This window comes from Nocardioides sp. B129/18, from assembly GCF_055282735.1.
Genome location: NZ_JBUZJI010000005.1, coordinates 164,130 through 183,175, shown reverse-complemented (window position 1 = coordinate 183,175; position 19,046 = coordinate 164,130). Strand labels below are relative to the sequence as shown.

Annotated in this window: 20 protein-coding genes and 1 pseudogene; 9 read left to right on the top strand and 12 right to left on the bottom strand. The window is 73.3% G+C overall.

Annotation, left to right across the window (positions count from 1 at the left end; translation table 11 throughout):
- Positions 1–115 precede the first annotated feature (115 nt).
- The 3 genes from ACZDWJ_RS05870 to ACZDWJ_RS05860 all read left to right on the top strand — a co-directional run bounded on the left by ACZDWJ_RS05870 (position 116) and on the right by ACZDWJ_RS05860 (position 2,104).
- Complete coding sequence (locus ACZDWJ_RS05870; protein WP_463519993.1) at positions 116–1,216, top strand: glycosyltransferase family 2 protein; 1,101 nt, start codon at positions 116–118, stop codon at positions 1,214–1,216.
- 1 nt (position 1,217) lies between these two features.
- Entirely contained in the window at positions 1,218–1,394 is a 177-nt protein-coding gene (locus ACZDWJ_RS05865) for a hypothetical protein (RefSeq protein WP_463519992.1), read from the top strand.
- A 272-nt stretch (positions 1,395–1,666) separates the two neighbouring features.
- Positions 1,667–2,104, top strand: a complete 438-nt coding sequence (locus ACZDWJ_RS05860; protein WP_463519991.1) for a class E sortase — start codon at positions 1,667–1,669, stop codon at positions 2,102–2,104.
- Between the two features lie 27 nt (positions 2,105–2,131).
- On the opposite strand, the gene ACZDWJ_RS05855 is transcribed toward ACZDWJ_RS05860, so the two are convergent.
- Positions 2,132–3,199 carry a glycoside hydrolase family 26 protein gene (locus ACZDWJ_RS05855; RefSeq protein ID WP_463519990.1) on the bottom strand — a complete coding sequence of 356 codons (1,068 nt, stop codon included), beginning with the start codon at positions 3,197–3,199 and terminating at the stop codon, positions 2,132–2,134.
- 211 nt (positions 3,200–3,410) lie between these two features.
- On the opposite strand from ACZDWJ_RS05855, the gene ACZDWJ_RS05850 reads away from it, so the two are divergent.
- Entirely contained in the window at positions 3,411–3,650 is a 240-nt protein-coding gene (locus tag ACZDWJ_RS05850; RefSeq protein ID WP_463519989.1) for a DUF6458 family protein, read from the top strand.
- A 325-nt stretch (positions 3,651–3,975) separates the two neighbouring features.
- A complete protein-coding gene (locus tag ACZDWJ_RS05845) occupies positions 3,976–4,551 on the top strand; it encodes an STM3941 family protein (RefSeq protein WP_463519988.1) in 576 nt (191 codons plus the stop codon).
- 174 nt (positions 4,552–4,725) lie between these two features.
- Here ACZDWJ_RS05845 and ACZDWJ_RS05840 read toward each other — a convergent pair whose 3' ends face one another.
- Complete coding sequence (locus ACZDWJ_RS05840) at positions 4,726–5,523, bottom strand: SDR family NAD(P)-dependent oxidoreductase (RefSeq protein WP_463519987.1); 798 nt, start codon at positions 5,521–5,523, stop codon at positions 4,726–4,728.
- 97 nt (positions 5,524–5,620) lie between these two features.
- On the opposite strand from ACZDWJ_RS05840, the gene ACZDWJ_RS05835 reads away from it, so the two are divergent.
- The 3 genes and pseudogenes from ACZDWJ_RS05835 to ACZDWJ_RS05825 all read left to right on the top strand — a co-directional run bounded on the left by ACZDWJ_RS05835 (position 5,621) and on the right by ACZDWJ_RS05825 (position 7,481).
- Positions 5,621–5,947 (top strand): helix-turn-helix domain-containing protein, encoded by a 327-nt coding sequence (locus ACZDWJ_RS05835; protein WP_463519986.1) that lies wholly within the window; start codon positions 5,621–5,623, stop codon positions 5,945–5,947.
- Positions 5,923–6,452, top strand: a pseudogene (locus ACZDWJ_RS05830) (MmyB family transcriptional regulator). The gene ACZDWJ_RS05835 and the pseudogene ACZDWJ_RS05830 overlap by 25 nt, the downstream one beginning before the upstream one ends.
- A 135-nt stretch (positions 6,453–6,587) precedes the next feature.
- Positions 6,588–7,481, top strand: a complete 894-nt coding sequence (locus tag ACZDWJ_RS05825; RefSeq protein WP_463519985.1) for a winged helix-turn-helix domain-containing protein — start codon at positions 6,588–6,590, stop codon at positions 7,479–7,481.
- Between the two features lie 172 nt (positions 7,482–7,653).
- Here the strand turns inward: ACZDWJ_RS05825 and ACZDWJ_RS05820 are convergent, their stop codons facing one another.
- A complete protein-coding gene (locus ACZDWJ_RS05820) occupies positions 7,654–7,824 on the bottom strand; it encodes a hypothetical protein (RefSeq protein ID WP_463519984.1) in 171 nt (56 codons plus the stop codon).
- 159 nt (positions 7,825–7,983) lie between these two features.
- On the opposite strand from ACZDWJ_RS05820, the gene ACZDWJ_RS05815 reads away from it, so the two are divergent.
- Complete coding sequence (locus ACZDWJ_RS05815; protein ID WP_463519983.1) at positions 7,984–8,322, top strand: hypothetical protein; 339 nt, start codon at positions 7,984–7,986, stop codon at positions 8,320–8,322.
- A 3-nt stretch (positions 8,323–8,325) separates the two neighbouring features.
- On the opposite strand, the gene ACZDWJ_RS05810 is transcribed toward ACZDWJ_RS05815, so the two are convergent.
- From ACZDWJ_RS05810 to rhaI, 9 genes are all read right to left on the bottom strand, one after another.
- Positions 8,326–8,538 carry a hypothetical protein gene (locus ACZDWJ_RS05810; protein ID WP_463519982.1) on the bottom strand — a complete coding sequence of 71 codons (213 nt, stop codon included), beginning with the start codon at positions 8,536–8,538 and terminating at the stop codon, positions 8,326–8,328.
- A 55-nt stretch (positions 8,539–8,593) separates the two neighbouring features.
- A complete protein-coding gene (locus ACZDWJ_RS05805) occupies positions 8,594–10,588 on the bottom strand; it encodes a fatty acid desaturase (protein WP_463519981.1) in 1,995 nt (664 codons plus the stop codon).
- A gap of 136 nt (positions 10,589–10,724) precedes the next feature.
- Complete coding sequence (locus ACZDWJ_RS05800; protein ID WP_463519980.1) at positions 10,725–11,309, bottom strand: hypothetical protein; 585 nt, start codon at positions 11,307–11,309, stop codon at positions 10,725–10,727.
- A 171-nt stretch (positions 11,310–11,480) separates the two neighbouring features.
- Positions 11,481–12,086 (bottom strand): LutC/YkgG family protein, encoded by a 606-nt coding sequence (locus ACZDWJ_RS05795; protein WP_463519979.1) that lies wholly within the window; start codon positions 12,084–12,086, stop codon positions 11,481–11,483.
- Positions 12,083–13,513 (bottom strand): lactate utilization protein B, encoded by a 1,431-nt coding sequence (locus tag ACZDWJ_RS05790; protein ID WP_463519978.1) that lies wholly within the window; start codon positions 13,511–13,513, stop codon positions 12,083–12,085. The genes ACZDWJ_RS05795 and ACZDWJ_RS05790 overlap by 4 nt, the downstream gene beginning before the upstream one ends.
- A complete protein-coding gene (locus tag ACZDWJ_RS05785; RefSeq protein WP_463519977.1) occupies positions 13,510–14,289 on the bottom strand; it encodes a (Fe-S)-binding protein in 780 nt (259 codons plus the stop codon). The genes ACZDWJ_RS05790 and ACZDWJ_RS05785 overlap by 4 nt, the downstream gene beginning before the upstream one ends.
- Positions 14,286–15,767, bottom strand: a complete 1,482-nt coding sequence (locus ACZDWJ_RS05780; RefSeq protein WP_463519976.1) for a rhamnulokinase — start codon at positions 15,765–15,767, stop codon at positions 14,286–14,288. Before ACZDWJ_RS05780 ends, ACZDWJ_RS05785 begins: the two co-directional genes overlap by 4 nt.
- Positions 15,764–17,800: a bifunctional aldolase/short-chain dehydrogenase gene (locus ACZDWJ_RS05775; protein ID WP_463519975.1), complete on the bottom strand. Its 2,037-nt coding sequence runs from the start codon at positions 17,798–17,800 to the stop codon at positions 15,764–15,766. Before ACZDWJ_RS05775 ends, ACZDWJ_RS05780 begins: the two co-directional genes overlap by 4 nt.
- Positions 17,801–17,854: 54 nt before the next feature.
- Positions 17,855–19,042 (bottom strand): L-rhamnose isomerase, encoded by a 1,188-nt coding sequence (rhaI, locus tag ACZDWJ_RS05770; RefSeq protein ID WP_463519974.1) that lies wholly within the window; start codon positions 19,040–19,042, stop codon positions 17,855–17,857.
- Between the last annotated feature and the right edge of the window lie 4 nt (positions 19,043–19,046).

Sequence of the window (19,046 nt, the reverse complement as noted above, 5' to 3'; positions counted from 1 at the left end):
CGGCTCTGACGGACCTGGACGAGGCCCCGGAGATCCGGCCGCCTTTATGGACTCTTGCTGTGAGGAAGCCGCAAAGTCGCCGTCGCCGCCGACGGGCAGGACCAAGACTCCTCACGTGGTCATCACTCATGCGTCGACTCGCACCTGCGCGGCAGGCATCCGACCGATCGGCACCCTGACCGCCGTCCTTCCAGCCCACGACGAGGCGGCCGGCATCGCCGAGGCCATCGGGTCGCTGCGCCGCCAGATCGCACCCCCGGACCGGATCGTCGTGGTCGCCGACAACTGCACCGACGAGACGGCCGCGATCGCCGCCGCGCACGGCGCGGAGGTCCTCGTGACCACCGGGAACGAGCATCGCAAGGCCGGGGCACTGAACCAGGCCTTCGCGGCACTCGACGGCGGCTGGGGGCCGCACGACCTGGTGCTCGTGATGGACGCCGACTGCACACTCGACCCGCGCTTCCTCCACACGGCCCGCGAGCACCTCGCCGATCCAGGGCTCGGCGGCGTCGGTGGGACCTTCCGGGGTGGGCCTGGCGGCGGCCTGCTCGGCACCTTCCAGCGCAACGAGTACGCGCGCTACGAACGCGACGTCCGCCGGCTGCACGGGCGCGCCCTCGTGCTCACCGGCACCGCCTCGGTCTTCCCGTGGGCGGTCCTGCGGCAGGTGCGCGAGGCCCGTCAGGACGGACGACTTCCCGACGCCTCGGGCTGCGGCGACGTCTACGACGTCCACGTCCTCACCGAGGACAACGAGCTGTCGTTGGCGCTGATGCATCTCGGCCACCGGATCCTCGCCCCCGTCGAGTGCACGCTCGAGACCGAGGTGATGACCACGTGGTCGGCGCTCGCCCAGCAGCGCCTGCGCTGGAAGCGGGGCGCGCTGGAGAACCTGCTCGACTACGGCTGGACGCCGGTCACCCGCCCCTACTGGGGCCGCCAGGTCCTGAGTCTGGTCGGGGTGGTGGCGACGCTTCTCTACCTCGCCAGCGTGATCTACGGCCTCGCCGTGGGCATGACCCTGCACCCCCTATGGCTCGGCGTCACGGCGATCTTCTCCGTCGAGCGGGTCGTGACGGTCAGGGCACGGGGCGCCCGCCAGATGGCGCTGGGCGCGACGGTGGTCGTCGAGATGGTCTTCGACGTGTTCCTGCAGCTCGTGCAGGCGCGCGCCTTCTGGCAAGCGGTGATGAGCTCGGAGAGGAGCTGGTGAGATGTACTCGAACCCGATGGCCGGTCCAGGTGTGATCGCCGGGGCGGGGAGCCTGCTGGGATCCGGCGGCCTCGCAGCGACCGGGATGGCCTTCGACGGCGTGTGGATGTTCCTCGCCGCCTTCGCCCTCCTCTCCGCGCTCCTCGCGATCAGGCGCGTCCTGCCCGCGGGCCGATGAGCGTGCCTGCGTCACCCGGGACGTGGACGCCTCGCGCTGGCCGGGGCCGCGGGAGGCGCGCTCTCGCGCTCCCCCTGGCAGCGACCCTCGCAGCTGTCGCGCTGGCCGTCCTGGCTCCCGACGCCGTCGCATGGTGGTGGGGCACGAGCCGCGCGGAGGTCGCGCAGTCGCGCCTTGCGCGCGAGCTGGATCGCACGGGTCCGCGTCCGGTCGGGAGCATCGGCCGGCAGGTTCCCGGACGGACGGGACCGATGAGGGCTCAGGCTGCGCCGGTGGCATCACCTGCAGCGGAGGGCGACGCTCTGGCGACGCTGCGGATCCCGGCCCTCGGCTCGGACTGGCGATGGGTCGTCGTCGAGGGCACGGCGGCCGAGGATCTCGCAGAGGGCCCGGGTCACTACGCGGCCACGCCGTTGTTCGGGGCTGCCGGCAACGTCGGCGTCGCGGGCCATCGCGCCGGGCACGGCTCCCCCTTCATCGACCTCGACCGGCTCGTCCCGGGGGATCGGATCATCGCCACGCAGGGCCGGGCGCGTTGGACCTACGAGGTCATCCAGGCAGCCCGGATCATCGACGTCGACGACGTGTGGGTGCTCGCGCCGCGCGCTGGACCCACTCTGACGCTCACCACCTGCTGGCCGCGATACGGCTCCTCGCGACGGATGTACCTGGTGGCGCGTCAGGTGTCCGCGCGTTGGTCCGTGCGGTGATCCGTGCCGTCGCCGACCGTGCGCGCCTCAGCGTGAGCGCCGACGTGAGTCCGCGATCGCCAAGCGGAACGCGTCGAGGGACGCGGTGCTCGACTCGACCCGCCAGTCGCGCTCCTTGGTCGCCTGGAACCAGATCAGGGCGCTGACCCTCGGGAAGGCGGTGCTTGCCAGCATCTGGCGGACCCAGGCGCCCTTGCTGTGGGCCGTGTCGATCGGCGCCCCGTCGTCCACCGTCGGCTCCTTCGAGGCCACCTCGCAGATCCAGACTGGCGCGGACGGGTGCAGCGCAGTGAGACGCCGGTACTGGGTGGCGAAGATCTGATCGAAGCTCAGCCACCGACCCCAGGCGCCGTCGGCTCCCCAGTTGAATCCGTCGAGGCCCAGTACGTCGACGTAGGAGGAGCCGGGCCATATCCGCGACACCGCCGTCGTCTCGGCGTAGGTGTCGGCCGTCGGATTGAACACCCACCGCAGGTTCGCGACACCGCGGGATCGGAAGTAGGCGACGACATGGCGCCACGCCGCCTTGAACTCGTCGTAGGTACCGCCGAAGCGACGCTCGCCGGCCGCGGTGGGCTGGAAGTCCTGCCAGTCGCCGTTCATCTCGGGCCACGGCCGGATGAAGAGGATGGAGGGGTACGCACGCGCGGCGTCGGCGATCTGCGCGAGATAGTCGTCGTGCCGGCCCGCCGCCCACTCCGCGAAGCGGGTCGGTCCCATGTCCCACGACACCAGGACGCGCCGACGCCCGCCGTCGGCCAGGGCACGCTCCGTGTCGCCCGGGAACACCTCGCCGTAGCCGCGGTAGTACGACGCGATCGCGGCGCGGCGTCCGATCTGCGACTCGAAGGCAGTGAGCCGAGCCGGGTCGGCGGCCATCCCCTCGACGTAGGTCCCGAGCTGCACCTCGACGATCGACCGTCGAGCGACAGGGCGCGGCGCGGTGTGGCCGTCCGCGGTCGCGGGCTGGATAGTGACCGAGGCGAGGATCGCGAGCGTGGTCGCGACCGCACGAAGGACGCGGACGGGCAGGGCTCTGAGAGGCATGGGGGATCCCTCGGTGAGTGCGGCGTGTCGTCGGGGGCGACGCGTCACGGGGGTGGGATCAGATCATCGGCCCGCCGACGCGCGACCTGAGATCAGTCGCGACGTCCCGGCGTCGTGCCCCCGAAGGGGTGAGACCGAGCCTGCTCGGGTTGCCGACGGCTGCGCGGGGAATGAGGAGGCAGGTCGCGGTCCCGCGGCTCTCGAGCGTTCACCCCTCACCGGCGGAGCTCTCCGCCATCGATCCTGAGAGGCTCACATCATGGGTTACGGATTCGGCGGTTTCCTGACCGCCATCGGTCTCGTCCTCGCCCTCGCGGTCACCGACCGCGTGAACGGGGTCGACCTCACCACCGTCGGCTGGATCCTCGCCGCCGTCGGCATCGTCCTGCTCGTCCTCACCGCCGCGACGGCCAACCGCCGTACCGGCGCCCGCACCACGGTCACGACCACGGACGCGGCGGGCAACCAGTCCGTGCGCGAGTCGCGCTCAGAGTTCTGAAGCAGCAGCGACGAAGGCCTTCGTCATGAGCAGGAAGCCTGTCGATGCCGACGCATCCGACCCTGGGGAGCCCACTCGACCGATCCATCGGCCGTCCGCCCTGCGGACGCCGACCGAATACGTGCAAGCCCAAACTCTGGCAGCAGTACCTGAGGAAGGTCCCCAACGGGTACCGCTGCCACGCCAACACCGGCGTGAAGATCCCGACGCTCACCTGAGCGCAGATTCATCCCGACGCCCGGCTGCCTGATGGTGGCCGGGCGTCGTGCGTCGTCGGCCGACCTCGGCATGCTCCTCGGCTGCGCGCGGATGGGATGCTGCCGTCATGGCGAGACGGGGCGAGCAGTCGAATCATCCGGAGCACTGGGACGCCGAGCTCGAGCGCACCGGCAGCGTCTCCTTCCATCTCTCGACCCGACGGCTCAGATGGGTGTCGGTGGCCGGGGTGGTCTTCTTCGCCGCGGGCGTCGCGACGGCCGTGGCCGGAGAGTCGACGAGCGATCGCATCGTCGGTGCGCTTGCTGCGTTGATGGGCGTCGGGGGCGTGGTGGCGTGCAGCCTGCAGCTGAGGCAGAAAGGCCCGGCGGTCGTGGTCGACTCGCGAGGCGTGACCGCCCACTACCTCCGGCACGGGGAGCGCCTCGTGCCGTGGGCGGAGATCGAGGACGCCGGCGTCTTCCGAGCTCGCGGCACCGCGATGGTCCTCCTCGTGATCAGCTCCGAGTTCGAGTCGCGGTGGCTCTCGGACCACCAGGCAGGACGCGCCAGCCGCGCGCTCGCAGTGGCGAATCGCAGGCTGGTCGGAGCGCCGAGCATCGCCCTGCCGTCGCCCCTGAGGCTCGACCCGGACGAGCTCGCGGGGTGGATCGCTCAGCAGGCCGAGGCACGCCACGGCGGCTGAGCGGATGCGACGCGTCTCCGCCTGCCTGCAGTGAGATCAGGCCGTTCCCCGCGGGCGAACGGCCGACGACGTCGAGGGGCCGAGCACTGAGTGACGCCTGATCGTGTGGCGCCTGCTCGATCGGTGGGGAGTGCATGTCCACGCGCAGGATCCTGCACGGCGCCCGCCGTCACCTCACGCGCCGGCGCCGCCGTCGACGGGCACGATCGCGCCCGTCACCGCGGACGCCCGGTCGCTCAGCAGGAACGCCGCGACCTGAGCGACCTCGATCGCCTCGGCCATCCGGCCCAGCGGGATCCCGGCCGTCGCCGCCGCGATGACGCCGGGAGCGGCCGCGTCCCACTGCGTCATCATGTCGGTGGCGGTCGCCCCCGGGGCGAGGCCGTTGACCCTGATGCCGTCCGGCGCCCAGGAGACGGCCGCGGGCTCGGTGATGCTGTTCAGGGCCCGCTTCATCGCCCCGTAGGCCGGCAGCGTCGGATTCGCCCGGCGGGATCCGATGCTCGAGGTGTTCACGATCGCGCCCCCGCCGCTGCTCCGCATGAGCTCGGCCTCCGCGTTCATCGCCGTCCACTGGCCGCGGAAGCTCACGGCGAACTGCTCCTCGACGTCCGCGTCGCTGGTGGTCTCCGGCGGACCCGGCCGCTGCACGACGCCGGCGTTGGTGAAGGCGCCGTCGAGCCGTCCGCGCAGCTCGGCGACCCGCTCGACGGCCGCCCGGATCGACGCGGGCCGGGTGAGGTCGATCGGCACGGCGTCCGCGGAGCCGCCGGTCCCCCGGATCTCCTCGACGACGCCCTCCAGCGCCGCCAGGCTGCGCGCAGCGAGCACCACGCGGGCCCCCTCTGCGGCGAAGAGGCGCGCGGCCGCGCGGCCGATCCCGCGACTGGCGCTGGTGACGAGCACGACCTTGCCGGCAAGGAGGCCGGGGACGGGGACGGGCTGGGTGCTGTCTGCATCGAAGGTGGTCATGGCGACCACGCTGCGGCACCGCCTGCGGCCGATCCAGGCACGAACCGGGCACCCCTGAGCGGCCCCCGGAGCACGAACCGCCGAGCGTGATGGCGTCGTGGACAGGGAGGAGCTCGGCTCGTTCCTCCGGAGCAGACGCGTGCGCCTGGCACCGGAGGACGTCGGCCTGCCCTCCGGCCCGCGCCGCCGCACCCCCGGCCTGCGCCGCGAGGAGGTCGCCGTGCTGGCCCACATCTCCACCGAGTACTACACGCGTCTGGAGCAGGCCCGCGCCTCGCGGCCCTCAAGCGACGTCTGCGCAGCCCTGGCCGGGGCGCTGCGCCTCGGGGAGAACGAGACGTCCCACCTGTTCGTGCTCGCGGGCGCCGCCGACGTCCGCCCAGGCTGCACAGCCGCCTGGTGCGCCCCAGCATCCTGTCGCTGATCGACGGACTGCCCCGGACCGCCGCGCTCGTGCTGTCGGCCGCCTACGAGGTGCTCGCCTGGAACGGTGTCGCCGCCGTGCTCCTGGAGGACTTCGACGCCCTCGAGCCGAGGGAGCACACCTCGCCCGCCGCGCCTTCCTCGGAGCACCGGGGAGCCCCGCCCTCTACGGGATCGCCGAGGACGCCGCCTTCAGGATCAGCATCGTCGCGACCCTGCGCTCCACCGTCGCCCGCTACCCCGACGACTCTGACGTCGTCCGTCTGGTCGCCGATCTCAGGGAGGTCATCGAGCACTTCGCGCGGCTGTGGGACCGCCAGGACGTCCAGGCGCCCCGGATGCTGACCGAGACCTTCCACCACCCCGAGGTCGGCCCGCTCACGCTCGACTGCGACGCCATGCTCCTGACCGACGGCGACCAGCACCTCGTGCTCGACAGCGCGCGCCCCGGCTCCCCCGCCGACGACGCCCTCGCACTGCTGGAGGTCCTGGGCGCATCGCGCTGACCTCGGCCGCGCACCAGGTCGGGACCAGGTCGGGACCAGGTCGGGACCAGGTCGGGACCAGGTCGGGACCAGGTCGGGACCCGGCAGGACCAACGGCCCTGTCCGCGGCGGCTCCCCACCGCGAAGGCTGACGCCGTGGCTCGGCTCCTGCTCATCGACGACGACCCCGTGCGCGGTGCGCTCCTGGGCGTGCTGGAGCGTCAGGGCTTCGAGGTGCGGGCCGTGTCGGCAGGCCGACTCGACCCGGGGGTCGACCTCGACGGGAGCGACGTCGCGATCGTCGACCTGCGACTGCCCGACGTTCGCGGTCTCGCCGCGATCGAGCGGATCCGGGCGGCGTCGACGGTGCCGATCCTCGTCGTCAGCAGCAGCCGGCAGGCCGACACCGTCGCCCGAGCCCTGGAGGCGGGGGCCGACGACGTGCTCATCAAGCCGTTCCGTCGGGCCGACCTCGACGAGCGGCTGCAGGGCGTGCTGCGGCAGCGCAGGGGCGACGCCGACGCGGACGGGCTGGTCTCCGGCGACCTTCACGTCGACTTCCAGAGCCTCTGCGCGCGCCGCTCGGGCGGCGACGTGCGGCTGACCCCGACGGAGTGGAAGGTGCTCCACTCCCTCGCCCGCGCCCAGGGGCGGGTGGTGAGCCACGGTGCGCTCGCCCGCTCGGTGTGGGGCGACGCGGAGCCGCGGCAGAGCCGTGACGCGCTCCGCGTCCATGTCGGGTCGCTGCGCGCCAAGCTGTGCTCGCCCGTGGCCGAGGACGCCGACCTGATCCGCACCGAGCCGGGCATCGGGTACCGGCTGGCTCCGAGCCCGAGGGCCGGGAGAGCCACCGACGCCCCGACCGCTCCTAACCCGGGACTCCGCCAGGACCTGGTCGCCGCCATGGCGGCGGTGCGGGTGATCGCCGGGATGCTCGACCCCGCCCTCGACCTGAGCCACTCCGCCCGGGCCGAGGCCGGCGAGCGCCTCGGTGACGCCGTCGAGACGCTCGCGCGCCTCGTCGCCGAGGCTGCCCAGCGCCTCCCCTGACCGAGGGCCTCAGGCTCTGACCCCGGGTCAGACCCCGAACGGACGACCCCGCTTGATCGGAACGTGTGGGCAGTGGTCGGGGTGACGGCGCCAGCACCGCCACGCGCTGCGGAGGCTGTGGTGGATGCTGCGATCGACGCTGCGCTGGACCTTGCGCCCGAGCGAGGCCACGTCACACCATCCGCAGCGCGCTCAGGAGCAGCACCGCTGACGCTCCCGCCGCGTAGCCCAGCGCCAGCAGCAGCGCAGCCACCAGCCCGTAGCGCCACCACGGCCCTCGTCCGGCGTCCTCCGCGGTCCCGCTCGGCGGGGCCTGCTCCTCCCAGCCCTCGACGGCGCTCATCCCCATGACGTCCGCACCCCTCTCGCTCTCCCCGAGCCCCGTCGGCCCGGTGCCGGGCCATGGCAGCCGAGAGGACCGGGGCTTGTGGAGGTGGTCTGGGCCGGTGGTCCAGATGGCCTCGCCCCGCCCTGGTCATGCCGCGCCCGGCATGATGGGCCGATGAGGACCATGCGCACCTGGGACGTCCTCCTGGACTACATCGACGGCTGGGCCGACGTGCAGGAGGTGTCCGGCGGGCTCCTCATCACCGTGCCGCAGCAGGGCGGCCGCCGTCAGCGCATCGAGGTGGTGCTCACGCGGGCTCAGTGGGACGTCTACGCGATGGTCATCCACGGGACGGCCGACCCGCGGGCCACGCCGTTCAAGGAGACGGTGCTCGGAGCGCTCGGACGCACGCGGTTCCTCGTGCACCACGAGCACGGCTGGCTCGCCTCCGACACCCGCGAGCCGTTCGAGGACGAGCCGCCGCCAGGGCCCGGGTACTGGGTGGCCGGCTGAGGCTCAGCCGCGGCGCGGGCGGCCGACGCCCAGCTCGCCGAGGATGCCGACGCCGAGGCGCACCAGGAAGCCGCCGATCACCAGCGGCGTCAGGACGGCGCCGACGATCAGCACGGCGCCGAGCAGCGGCGTCCACTGCGTCGCCACGGCGAGCCCGAGAAACGCCAGCCAGATCAGGAAGGCGGAGAGCTCCCAGCCGAGAGGTCGCAGACGCATGCCCCCACGGTAGGCCATCGATGCGGCCGCGCTACTTGATCAGCCGACGAGCGCCTCACGCGTCGTAGTCGACGCGCACCTCCTCGCTCACCGGATGGGCCTGGCAGGTGAGGACGTAGCCGGCGGCGATCTCGGCGTCGTCGAGGGCGTGGTTCTGGTCCATGACCGCGCGCCCGAGGGTCACCTTCGCGCGGCAGGTGCCGCAGGCGCCGCCGGCGCAGGAGTAGGGCGGCTCGAGGCCGGCCTGCAACGCGGCGTCGAGGAGGGTGTCGCCCGACGAGCGCAGGTCGAGGCTGCGCTCGGCGCCGCCGACGGCGATCGTCACCCGGCTCTCGACGTCGAGGGCGGGTGCCGCGCTCTCGGCGTGGAAGACCTCGGTGAGCACGCGCTCGGTGGTGCCGAGCTCGACGGCGAGGTCGTCGACGAGGGCCTGTGGGCCGCAGAGGAGCCAGGCGTCGACGGGCTCGGCGCCCGCGAGCTCGCGCACCAGCGCCGGGGAGATCCGGCCGGGCCGCTCCCCCGCGGCGGGGTCGCAGGCGGCGGTGCGGGAGAGGACGTGGTGGACGCGCACCCGCGGGTCGGCGGCGAGGGCGTCGAGCTCGGCGCGGAACATCGTCGAGGCCGGCGTGCGGTTGCCGTAGACCAGCGTCACGGTGCTGTCGGGCTCCTCGGCGAGGGTGGTGCGCAGGATCGAGAGGAGCGGGGTGATGCCCGAGCCGGCGGCCACCGCGACGTAGCGGCGGCGGGCCGAGGCGTCGAGCTCGGTGCGGAAGTGGCCGGCCGGCGGCAGGACGTCGAGGAGGTCGCCGGGGGCGAGCTCGTCGCGGACGTAGGTGGAGAAGAGGCCGCCCTCGACGTGGCGCACGGCGATGGCGAGCCGGCCCGACGAGCGGGACGCGGCGGCGTCGACGATCGAGTAGGTGCGGGTGACGGCGCGCCCGTCGAGGATCGCGCGGACGGAGACGTGCTGGCCCTGGCGGTGGGCGTAGACCTCGGCGAGGTCCTCGGGCACCTCGAGGACGACGAGGCGGCTCTCCTCGGTGAGCGGCTCGACGGCCGCGACCCGCAGGGCGTGGGCCTGGGCGGGCACTCGGCCGGGGCCGGCGGCCGCGGCGGCCGGGCCGTCGACGGCGGGGTCGGTGAGCCGCCGCCAGGTGCGGTACTCGTCGGGGGTGAGCGAGCGGCCGAACCAGGTGGAGATGGCGGCGTCGCGGTCGAGGTAGGCCTGCTCGTTGCGGCGCCAGGCGCGCACGTAGCGGTAGAACGGCACGCTCGGGTGCAGGTGATGCACCAGGTGGTAGTTCTGGTAGACGAACAGCGGCGTCATCCACGACTCGCGGCCCACGCGCACCCGGGTGGCGCCGTACTTGTGCTCGCGCTGGGTGAACCCCAGGCCGTGGTGGGGCAGGTAGTCGAACCACCAGGCCAGCACGAGGATGCCGAGCCGCTGCCCGGCGAGCCACAGCAGCACCTCCGAGCCGAGGCCGGCCACCGACAGCCCGACCAGGGCAGTGATCGCGACGCCGAACACCGTGAGCGTCGAGACGACCTCGCGACGCGGGCGCTCGCGCACCCGCCCGAGGTAGTAGACGAGGTACCAGACGTCGAGGGTCGCCCAGCGCAGCGGCAGCTGCCAGGCCGGGCCCTCGCTGGTCCACTGGTCGGGGTCGACCGACTTGGGCTCGTTGGTGTTGCGGTGGTGCTCGATGTGGATGAACTTGATGAGCCCGAAGCTCGCGTAGGGCGCCACGAACGGCACCGACGCGCGTCCGAAGGCGTCGTTGAGCCGGGTGCGGGTGCTCACCGCGTGATGCACCGACTCGTGGAGCACGGTGAACATCAGGTAGGTGACGGCGCCGCCGAGGGGCACCAGCAGCCACGGGGTCCAGCCCCGGGCGAGCCCGAGCAGCTGGACGCCGCACAGCGCGAGCGAGACGACGTACAGCGCCGCCGTGGGCCGGGCCAGCGCAGGCACCCGCTCGGCGGGGTCGGGCAGGCCGAGCGCCGGGCGCGGATCGGTGGGCCGGGGCGTCACGGGCGTCGCGGTCATCGTCGCTCCTGCTTGACAAAAGGGGGAGGAATGTCAAGCAGGATGCCATGCGCGACCCACGTCACACAAGCGCCTACGGCCGGTCGCCCGAGGGAGGGGCGACCGGCCGTCGGCAGACCGGGGAGGGCGGGGTGCGTCAGCGGCCCAGGCCGGCGACGTCGATGCGACGGTGGTAGGCCATGCCCGCCACGCCACCGGCGATCGCACCGATCAGAGCAGCGGCGATCACGCCGACGACCGCGACACCGGCCTGCAGCGTCAGCTCACCGAGGTCGCTGGGGATGCGCGGGAAGGAGTCGATCTGACCCAGCACGTCGTACTTCGCACCGGCCACGACACCGAGGACCGCCAGGACGACGGTCATCACCACGGTCCAGGCGAACACGCCCAGACCCTGACGGGCACCGTCGAAGCGCGCCATCCGACCCGCCACGTAGCCACCGGCGACGAAGGAGACCGCGACGACCGCGATCACCAGGATCACCCCGTCCCAGCCGATCGCGTCCGAGGTCTTGCCGTCGGAGACCAGGTTGATCGTCACGCCCGTGGCCGCCACCAGACCCGAGAGGAGCACCACCAGACCGGTCGCGGAGAGCCAGCCGAAGAAGCCGGCCCCGGGCTTGATGCCCCCGAACCGCTCCTTCTGACGCTCCACGACCGCCTTGCGGTCGGTGGCGGTGGTGTCAGCGGGGGTGGCGACGGTGTCGTGCTGAGTGGACATCTCGACCTCTTCTCGCGGCGCGCTCCAGTGCCTCGTGCACTAGATGCTTGCTTTCGAGAGAGTTCCCCGGACGGGCGGCGTCCACGCCACCGGAAGGGTGGTCGGAGCACATCCGTGCACCGACCACCCCGGCGGGCGAGGTCGCCGGCGGACGACCCCGCGCAGGACGGGTCAGCGCCAGACGATGACGTGCAGCGTGCGCGGGCCGTGGACGCCCTCGACGCGGTTCAGCTCGATGTCGCTGGTGGCCGAGGGGCCGCTGATCCAGGTGAGCGGACGCGCGGGGTCGAGCCGGCCGACGGCCTCGGGCACGTCGGCGACGACCTGGTCGGCCGCCACGACGCACACGTGCAGGTCGGGCACCAGCGAGATCGCGCGGCGGCCCTGGGCGTCGTCGTGGTCGAGCACGATCGTGCCGGTCTCGGCGATGCCCACCCGGGCGCGGGTGACGACGGCGTCGAGCGCGTCGAGGGCGGGGGCGTCGAGGCCAGGGTGGTCGACGACGGCGCCGGGCACCTCGAGGTCGAGCCCGGCGGGGACGACCACGCGCGCGCCGTCGGGCAGCGCCGCGGCGACGCGCGCGGGCAGCTCGGCGGCGGTGCACACCTCGGCCACGGCGCGGTAGTCGACGACGCGCTCGACGAACCGCTCGAGCAGCTCGGCGTCGGCGACGGCCGCACCCGGCGGGGAGACCACGGGGGCCGTGGGCGCCTCGACGCCGGCAAGCGCCGAGCGGACGGCGTCGAGGATGCGCTCGCGGGAGCCGGCGCTGCTCATCGGATGCCTCCCTCGGTGCGGTCCCACCAGTCGCGGAACGACTCCGCGGCGGGTGCGGGGACGTCGCGGGCCCCGGACCAGCCCGGCACGGGCAGGGTGGGACGCACGAACCGGCCGGTGCGGCCGGCGATGCGCTCCAGGCGCCGCAGCCGCCGTGCGTCGCCCAGGGCGCGCGAGGCCGCCTTCATGGCCAGCGCCTCGACCTTGGGCACCCGGTCGCCGCGGTGGGCGTCGACGACCTTCGAGCGCAGGTGGACGAGCACCTCGGGGATGTCGATGCGCACCGGGCAGGCCTCGAAGCACGCCCCGCACAGCGAGGAGGCGTAGGGCAGGGAGTCGGTCTGCGGGTCGCCGGTGCCGTGGAGCAGCGGGTTGAGGATCGCGCCGATCGGGCCGGGGTAGACCGAGCCGTAGGCGTGCCCGCCGGTGCGCTCGTAGACCGGGCAGACGTTGAGGCACGCCGAGCAGCGGATGCAGCGCAGCGCCTGGCGGCCGACCTCGTCGGCCAGCGCGCGGGTGCGGCCGTTGTCGAGCAGGACGACGTGCACCTCCTGCGGGCCGTCGCCGGGCGTGACGCCCGACCACGTCGAGGTGTAGGGGTTCATCCGCTCACCGGTGGACGAGCGGGGCAGCAGCCGCAGGAGCGGATCGAGCTCGGCCCAGGTGGGCACGACCTTCTCGATGCCGACGACGCTGATCAGCACCTCGGGCAGCGTCAGGCACATGCGTCCGTTGCCCTCGGACTCCACCACCACGAGGGTGCCGGAGTCGGCGACGGCGAAGTTCGCGCCGGAGACGCCCACCTTCGCGCGCAGGAACTTCTCACGCAGGTGCGCGCGGGCGGTGGCGGCGAGCACGGCCGGCTCGTCGGTGAGGTCGGCGGGCGCGGGCCGGCCGACGGCGGCCATCTCGCGCAGGAAGATCTCGCGGATCTCCGCGCGGTTGCGGTGGATCGCGGGCACCAGGATGTGGCTGGGGAGGTCGCCGCCGAGCTGGACGATGAGCTCGGCGAGGTCGGTCTCCCAGGCGTCGATGCCGGCCTGCTCCAGCGCGCCGTTGAGGTCGATCTCCTGGGTGACCATCGACTTCACCTTGACGACCTCGCGCGCCTCGTGGGCCTGCGCGATCGCGACGACGATGGCATTGGCCTCCGCGGCGTCGTGGGCCCAGTGCACGGTGGCGCCGTTCGCGGTGAGCGAGGCCTCGAGGGTCTCCAGGTGCGTGGCGAGGTCGAGCAGCGCGCGCTCCTTGACCGCCGCGCCCGCGAGCCGCAGCTCCTCCCACCCCTCGACCTCCTCGACGACCGCCGCGCGCTTGGCGCGGATGGTGCCGGTGGCGTGGGCCAGGTTGTGGCGCAGCTGGGAGTCGGCCAGCGCGGCGCGCGCGGCGGTCGGGAAGGCCGGCATGCCGACGAACGTGCCGCTCATGCGGACGCACCAGACACCGGCAGCGCCACGGGCGCGTCCTCGGTGGACGCCAGGATCTCGGCCAGGTGCATCGTGCGGACGCCGGCGCGCTGACGCTGCAGCAGGCCGCCGAGGTGCAGCAGGCAGGAGGAGTCGCCGGCCACGAGCACCTCGGCCCCGGTGGAGCGCACGTGACGCACCTTGTCGACGCCCATGGCCACCGAGGTGTCGGCGTTCTTCACCGCGAACGTGCCGCCGAACCCGCAGCACTCCCGCTCGGAGGGCAGCTCGCGCAGCCGCAGGCCGCGCACCGCCTCGAGCAGGCGACGCGGCCGGTCGCCGACGCCGAGCATCCGCAGCGAGTGGCACGTCGGGTGGTAGGTGACGGTGTGCGGGAAGTAGGCGCCGACGTCGGTGACGCCGAGGACGTCGACGAGGTACTCCGAGAGCTCGTAGGTGCGCGGCGAGACCTCCGCGACGGCCCGCTGGAGGCCGGCGTCGCCACTGCGCTGCGCGACCATCGCGTGCTGATGCCGCGCGGAGCCCGCGCAGGAGCCGGACGGCGTCACGATGGCGTCGTAGCCGGCGAAGGCGTCGACGTAGGTGCGCACCACCGGCACGGCCTCGTCGAGGTAGCCGGTGTTGACCATCGGCTGGCCGCAGCAGGTCTGGGCGTCGGGGAACTCGACGTCCACGCCCAGGCGTCGCAGCAGGCGCACGGTGGCCTGCCCGACCTCCGGACGCAGCGCGTCGTTGAGGCAGGTGACCATCAGCGCCACCCGAGGCGAGGAGCTCATGCGTCCACCCTCTCCCGCAGGCGGGCCTCGGCGCCATCCCAGTCCAGGCCCGGGCGCGGCGTGTAGCGGTGCAGCTCGTGGGTGCGCCGGATGAGCGCGCGCATGGCGGCGAGGTCGGGCAGGTCGGCGCCGAGCGTGCGGGCCTGCACGAGCACGTTGCCCAGCGCCGCGGCCTCCGAGGGCCCGGCCAGCACCGGGACGCCGACGGCGTCGGCGGTGAGCTGGCACAGCAGCTGGTTCTGCGAGCCGCCGCCGACGACGTGGACGACGTCGATGCCCTGCCCGGCCAGCTCGCCCGCGCGCCGCAGGTGGCGGCGGTAGGCCAGCGCGAGGCTGTCGAGCACGCAGCGCGCGATCGCCAGCGGGGTGCGCGGGATCGGCTCGCCGGCCTCCTGGGCCAGCGCGACGATGCGCGCGGGCATGTCGCCGGGCGGCAGCAGGCGGGGGTCGTTGATGTCGACGACGGTGCGCAGCGCCGGCAGGTCGTCGGCCGCGGAGAGCAGCGAGACGAGGTCGGTGCCGGGCAGCCGCTGCTCGCCCCAGGTGCGGATGCACTCCGAGAGGACCCACAGGCCCATGACGTTCTTGAGGAAGCGGATCGTGCCGTCGACCCCGCCCTCGTTGGTGAAGTCGGCCTCGCGGGCGGCCTCGGTGAGCACCGGCGCGTCGAGCTCGAGTCCGACCAGCGACCAGGTGCCCGAGGAGATGTAGGCGAACCGCTCCCCCTCGGCCGCGGGCACGCCGACGACGGCCGAGGCGGTGTCGTGGGAGCCGACGGCCACCACCGGCACCCGCTTCGGGATGCCGGCCTGACGCCCGACGTCGCCGAGCACGGGGCCGATGACGGCGCCGGGGTCGCGCAGCGGCGGCAGGACGCCCCACGGCAGCTCGAGGCGCTGCGCCAGCTCGCGCGACCACTCCCTCGTGCGCACGTCGTAGAGCCCGGTGGTGGAGGCGTTGGTGCGCTCGGCGCCGGCCTCGCCGGTGAGCCAGTACGCCAGCAGGTCGGGCAGCAGCAGGAGGGTCTCGGCGGCCTCCAGCGCCGCCGATCCGCGGGCGGCGACGAGCTGGTAGATCGTCGTGAACGGCAGCTGCTGCAGACCGGTGACGGCGTACATCTCCGCCGGCGGCACGACGGTGGCGACCTGGGCCGCGACGCCGTCGGTGCGGGCGTCGCGGTGGCTGTGCGGGTTGCCGAGCAGGTGCCCGTCGCGGTCGAGCAGGCCGTAGTCGACGGCCCAGGAGTCGATGCCGATGCCGTGCAGCGGCCCGGTGCCGGCCACCGCGCGGATGCCGGCGAGCATCTCGCGGTGCAGGCCCAGGACGTCCCAGTAGAGGGTGCCGTGCGCGCGCACCGCGCCGTTGGGGAAGCGGTGCAGCTCCTCGAGGTGCAGGCCGCCCGGGCTCACCGTGCCGGCCATGATCCGGCCGCTGGTGGCGCCGAGGTCGACAGCGGCGACCCGGACGGCCGCGCTCATCGCAGGAACGCGGCGGCGACGCCCGCGTCGACCGGCACGTGCAGGCCGGTGGTGTGGGTCATCTCCGGGCCGCACAGCACGAACACCGCGTTGGCGATGTGGGCCGGCAGCACCTCGCGCTTGAGGATCGTGCGCTGGGCGTAGAACTTGCCGAGGTCCTTCTCCTCCACGCCGTAGACCGCGGCGCGGTTGGCGCCCCAGCCGGAGGCGAAGATGCCCGAGCCCGCGACGACGCCGTCGGGGTTGACACCGTTGACCTTGATGCCGTGCTCGCCGAGCTCGGCGGCCAGGAGCCGCACCTGGTGGGCCTGGTCGGCCTTCGCGGCGCCGTAGGCGACGTTGTTGGGCCCGGCGAACACGGAGTTCTTGCTGGAGATGTAGACGATGTCGCCGCCGAGGCCCTGCGCGATCATCGCCTTCGCGGCCGCCTGGGCCACGAGGAACGAGCCCTTGGCCATGACGTCGTGCTGGAGGTCCCAGTCGGCCTCGGAGGTCTCCAGCAGCGAGCGCGAGAGCGAGAGGCCGGCGTTGTTGACGACGAGGTCGAGCCCGCCGAAGGCGAGGACCGCGGCGTCGACGGCGGCCTGCACGGCCGCGGCGTCGGAGACGTCGACCTGCACGCCGACCGCGACGTCGGTGCTGCCGATCTCGGCGGCGGTGGCCTCGGCCTTGGCGAGGTCGAGGTCGGCGATGACGACGCAGGCGCCCTCGGCGGCCAGCCGCTCCGCGGTGGCGCGGCCGATGCCGGAGGCGGCGCCGGTGACCAGCGCGATGCGGGTGGCCAGCGGCTTCGGCTTCGGCATCCGCTGCAGCTTGGCCTCCTCCAGCGCCCAGTACTCGATGCGGAACTTCTCCGACTCCTCGATGGGGGCGTAGGTGGAGAGGCCCTCGGCGCCGCGCATGACGTTGATGGCGTTGACGTAGAACTCGCCGGCCACGCGGGCGGTCTGCTTGTCCTTGCCGAAGCTGAACATGCCGACGCCGGGCACCAGCACGATGAGCGGGTCCTTGCCGCGGATGGCCGGGCTCTGCGGCGTCGCGTGGCGGTCGTAGTAGGCCTGGTAGTCCTCCCGGTAGGCCACCGCGAGCTCCTGCAGGCGCGCGATCGACTCCTCCACCGACGCGCTCGCCGGCAGGTCGAGGACGAGCGGCTTGACCTTGGTGCGCAGGAAGTGGTCGGGGCAGGAGGTGCCCAGCGCGGCCAGGCGCGGGTGCTCGGCGCTGGCCAGGAAGTCCAGGACCACCTCGGAGTCGGTGAGGTGGCCGACCATCGGGCGGTCGGCCGAGGCGATGCCGCGGATCGTCGGCGCGAGCGCGGCGGCCTTGGCGCGACGCTCGGCCTCGGGCAGCGCCGCGTAGCCGGGCAGCGCGGGGCCGAACGGCTCGGCCTTCGAGTGCGCGGCGATGTGGGCGGCGGCGGTGTCGATGATGAGCAGCGAGTGGGCCTCGGCCTGCTCGGAGGTCTCGCCCCACGCGGTGATGCCGTGGCCGCCGAGGATGCAGCCGATGGCCTGCGGGTTGGCGCGCTTGATCTCGGCGATGTCGAGGCCGAGCTGGAAGCCGGGACGACGCCACGGCACCCACACGACCTTGTCGCCGAAGATCTCCTTGGTCAGCTGCTCGCCGTCCTTCGCGGTGGCGATGGCGATGCCTGAGTCGGGGTGCAGGTGGTCGACGTGCGGGGCGTCGACGAGCCCGTGCATGGCGGTGTCGATCGACGGCGCGGCGCCGCCCTTGCCGTGCAGGCAGTAGTCGAACGCGGCGACCATCTCGTCCTCGCGCTCGACGCCGGGGTAGACCTCGACCAGCGCGCGCATGCGGTCCAGGCGCAGCACGGCCAGGCCGGACTCCGTCAGGGTGCCGAGGTCGCCCCCGGAGCCCTTGACCCACAGCAGCTCGACGGCCTCGCCGGTGACCGGGTCGGTCTCGGTTCCCTTCGCGGAGGTGTTGCCCCCGGCGTAGTTGGTGTTCTTCGCATCGGCGCCCAGGCGGTTGGAGCGGGCGATCAGGTCCGCGGCGGCGGGGTTCGTCATGACTTCCTCGGGTGGGCTCGGGTGAGTGGTGATGGAGCGGATCGGGGGTGGGGATCAGGTCCAGGACAGCTGGGTGCCGCCGACGCGGGTGGCGGCGATCTCGGCGGCGTGGCCGGAGGCGGCGTACGCGGCCATCGGGTCGGCCGGCAGACCGCGCTCCTCGCGCCAGGCGGCGAGGTCGGCGCGGACGTCGGTGTAGAAGGCGTCCATGAGCAGCTGGTGGGCGCCGAGCACGTCGCCGTCCTCCTGCGCGATGGCCAGCGCGTCACGGTCGACGAGCAGCGCCCGGGCGGTCATCTCCTGCACGTTGAGCACCGAGCGGATCTGCCCGGGGATCTTGGCCTCGACGTTGTGGCACTGGTCGAGCATGAAGGCGACGTCACTGCGGCCCTCGGGGGTCGCCGGGCCGTAGCCGCCTCCGCGGATGACCTCGACGAGGATCCGGAACAGCTGGAACGGGTCGGCCGCGCCGACGATGAGGTCGTCGTCGGCGTAGAAGCGGGAGTTGAAGTCGAAGGAGCCCAGGCGGCCCAGCCGCAGCAGCTGCATGACGATGAACTCGATGTTCGTGCCGGGCGCGTGGTGGCCGGTGTCGAGGCAGACCGTGGCCCGCTCGCCGAGGGCGACGACCTGGGCGTACGAGGTGCCCCAGTCGGGCACGTCGGTGTGGTAGAACGCCGGCTCGAAGAACTTGTACTCCAGCACCAGGCGCTGCTCCTCGCCGAGGCCGACGAGCCGGTCGTAGATGATCGCGAGGCTCTCGGCCAGCCGGTCCTGGCGGCCGCGCATGTCGGCCTGGCCGGGGTAGTTGCTGCCCTCCGCGAGCCAGATCTTCAGGTCGCGCGAGCCGGTGGCGGCCATGACGTCGAGGCACTCGAAGTGGTGGTCGATCGCCTTCTGGCGGATCTTGGGGTCGGTGTGGGTCAGGGCCCCGAGCTTGTAGTCGTCGTCCTGGAAGGTGTTGGAGTTGATCGTGCCGAGCGCCACGCCCTGCTCGGCGGCGTAGGCCCCCAGCGCGGCGTAGTCGTCGGAGAGGTCCCACGGGATGTGCAGGGCGACGCTGGGCGCCAGGCCGGTCAGCCGGTGCACGGTGGCGGCGTCGGCGATCTTCTCCTCGATCGTGCGCGGCGCGCCGGGGCTGCCGAACACCTTGAACCGGGTGCCGGAGTTGCCGAACGCCCAGGACGGCAGCTCGATGGCCTGGCCGTCGAGCTGGTGGGCGATCTTCGCGAACGTGGTCATCTCA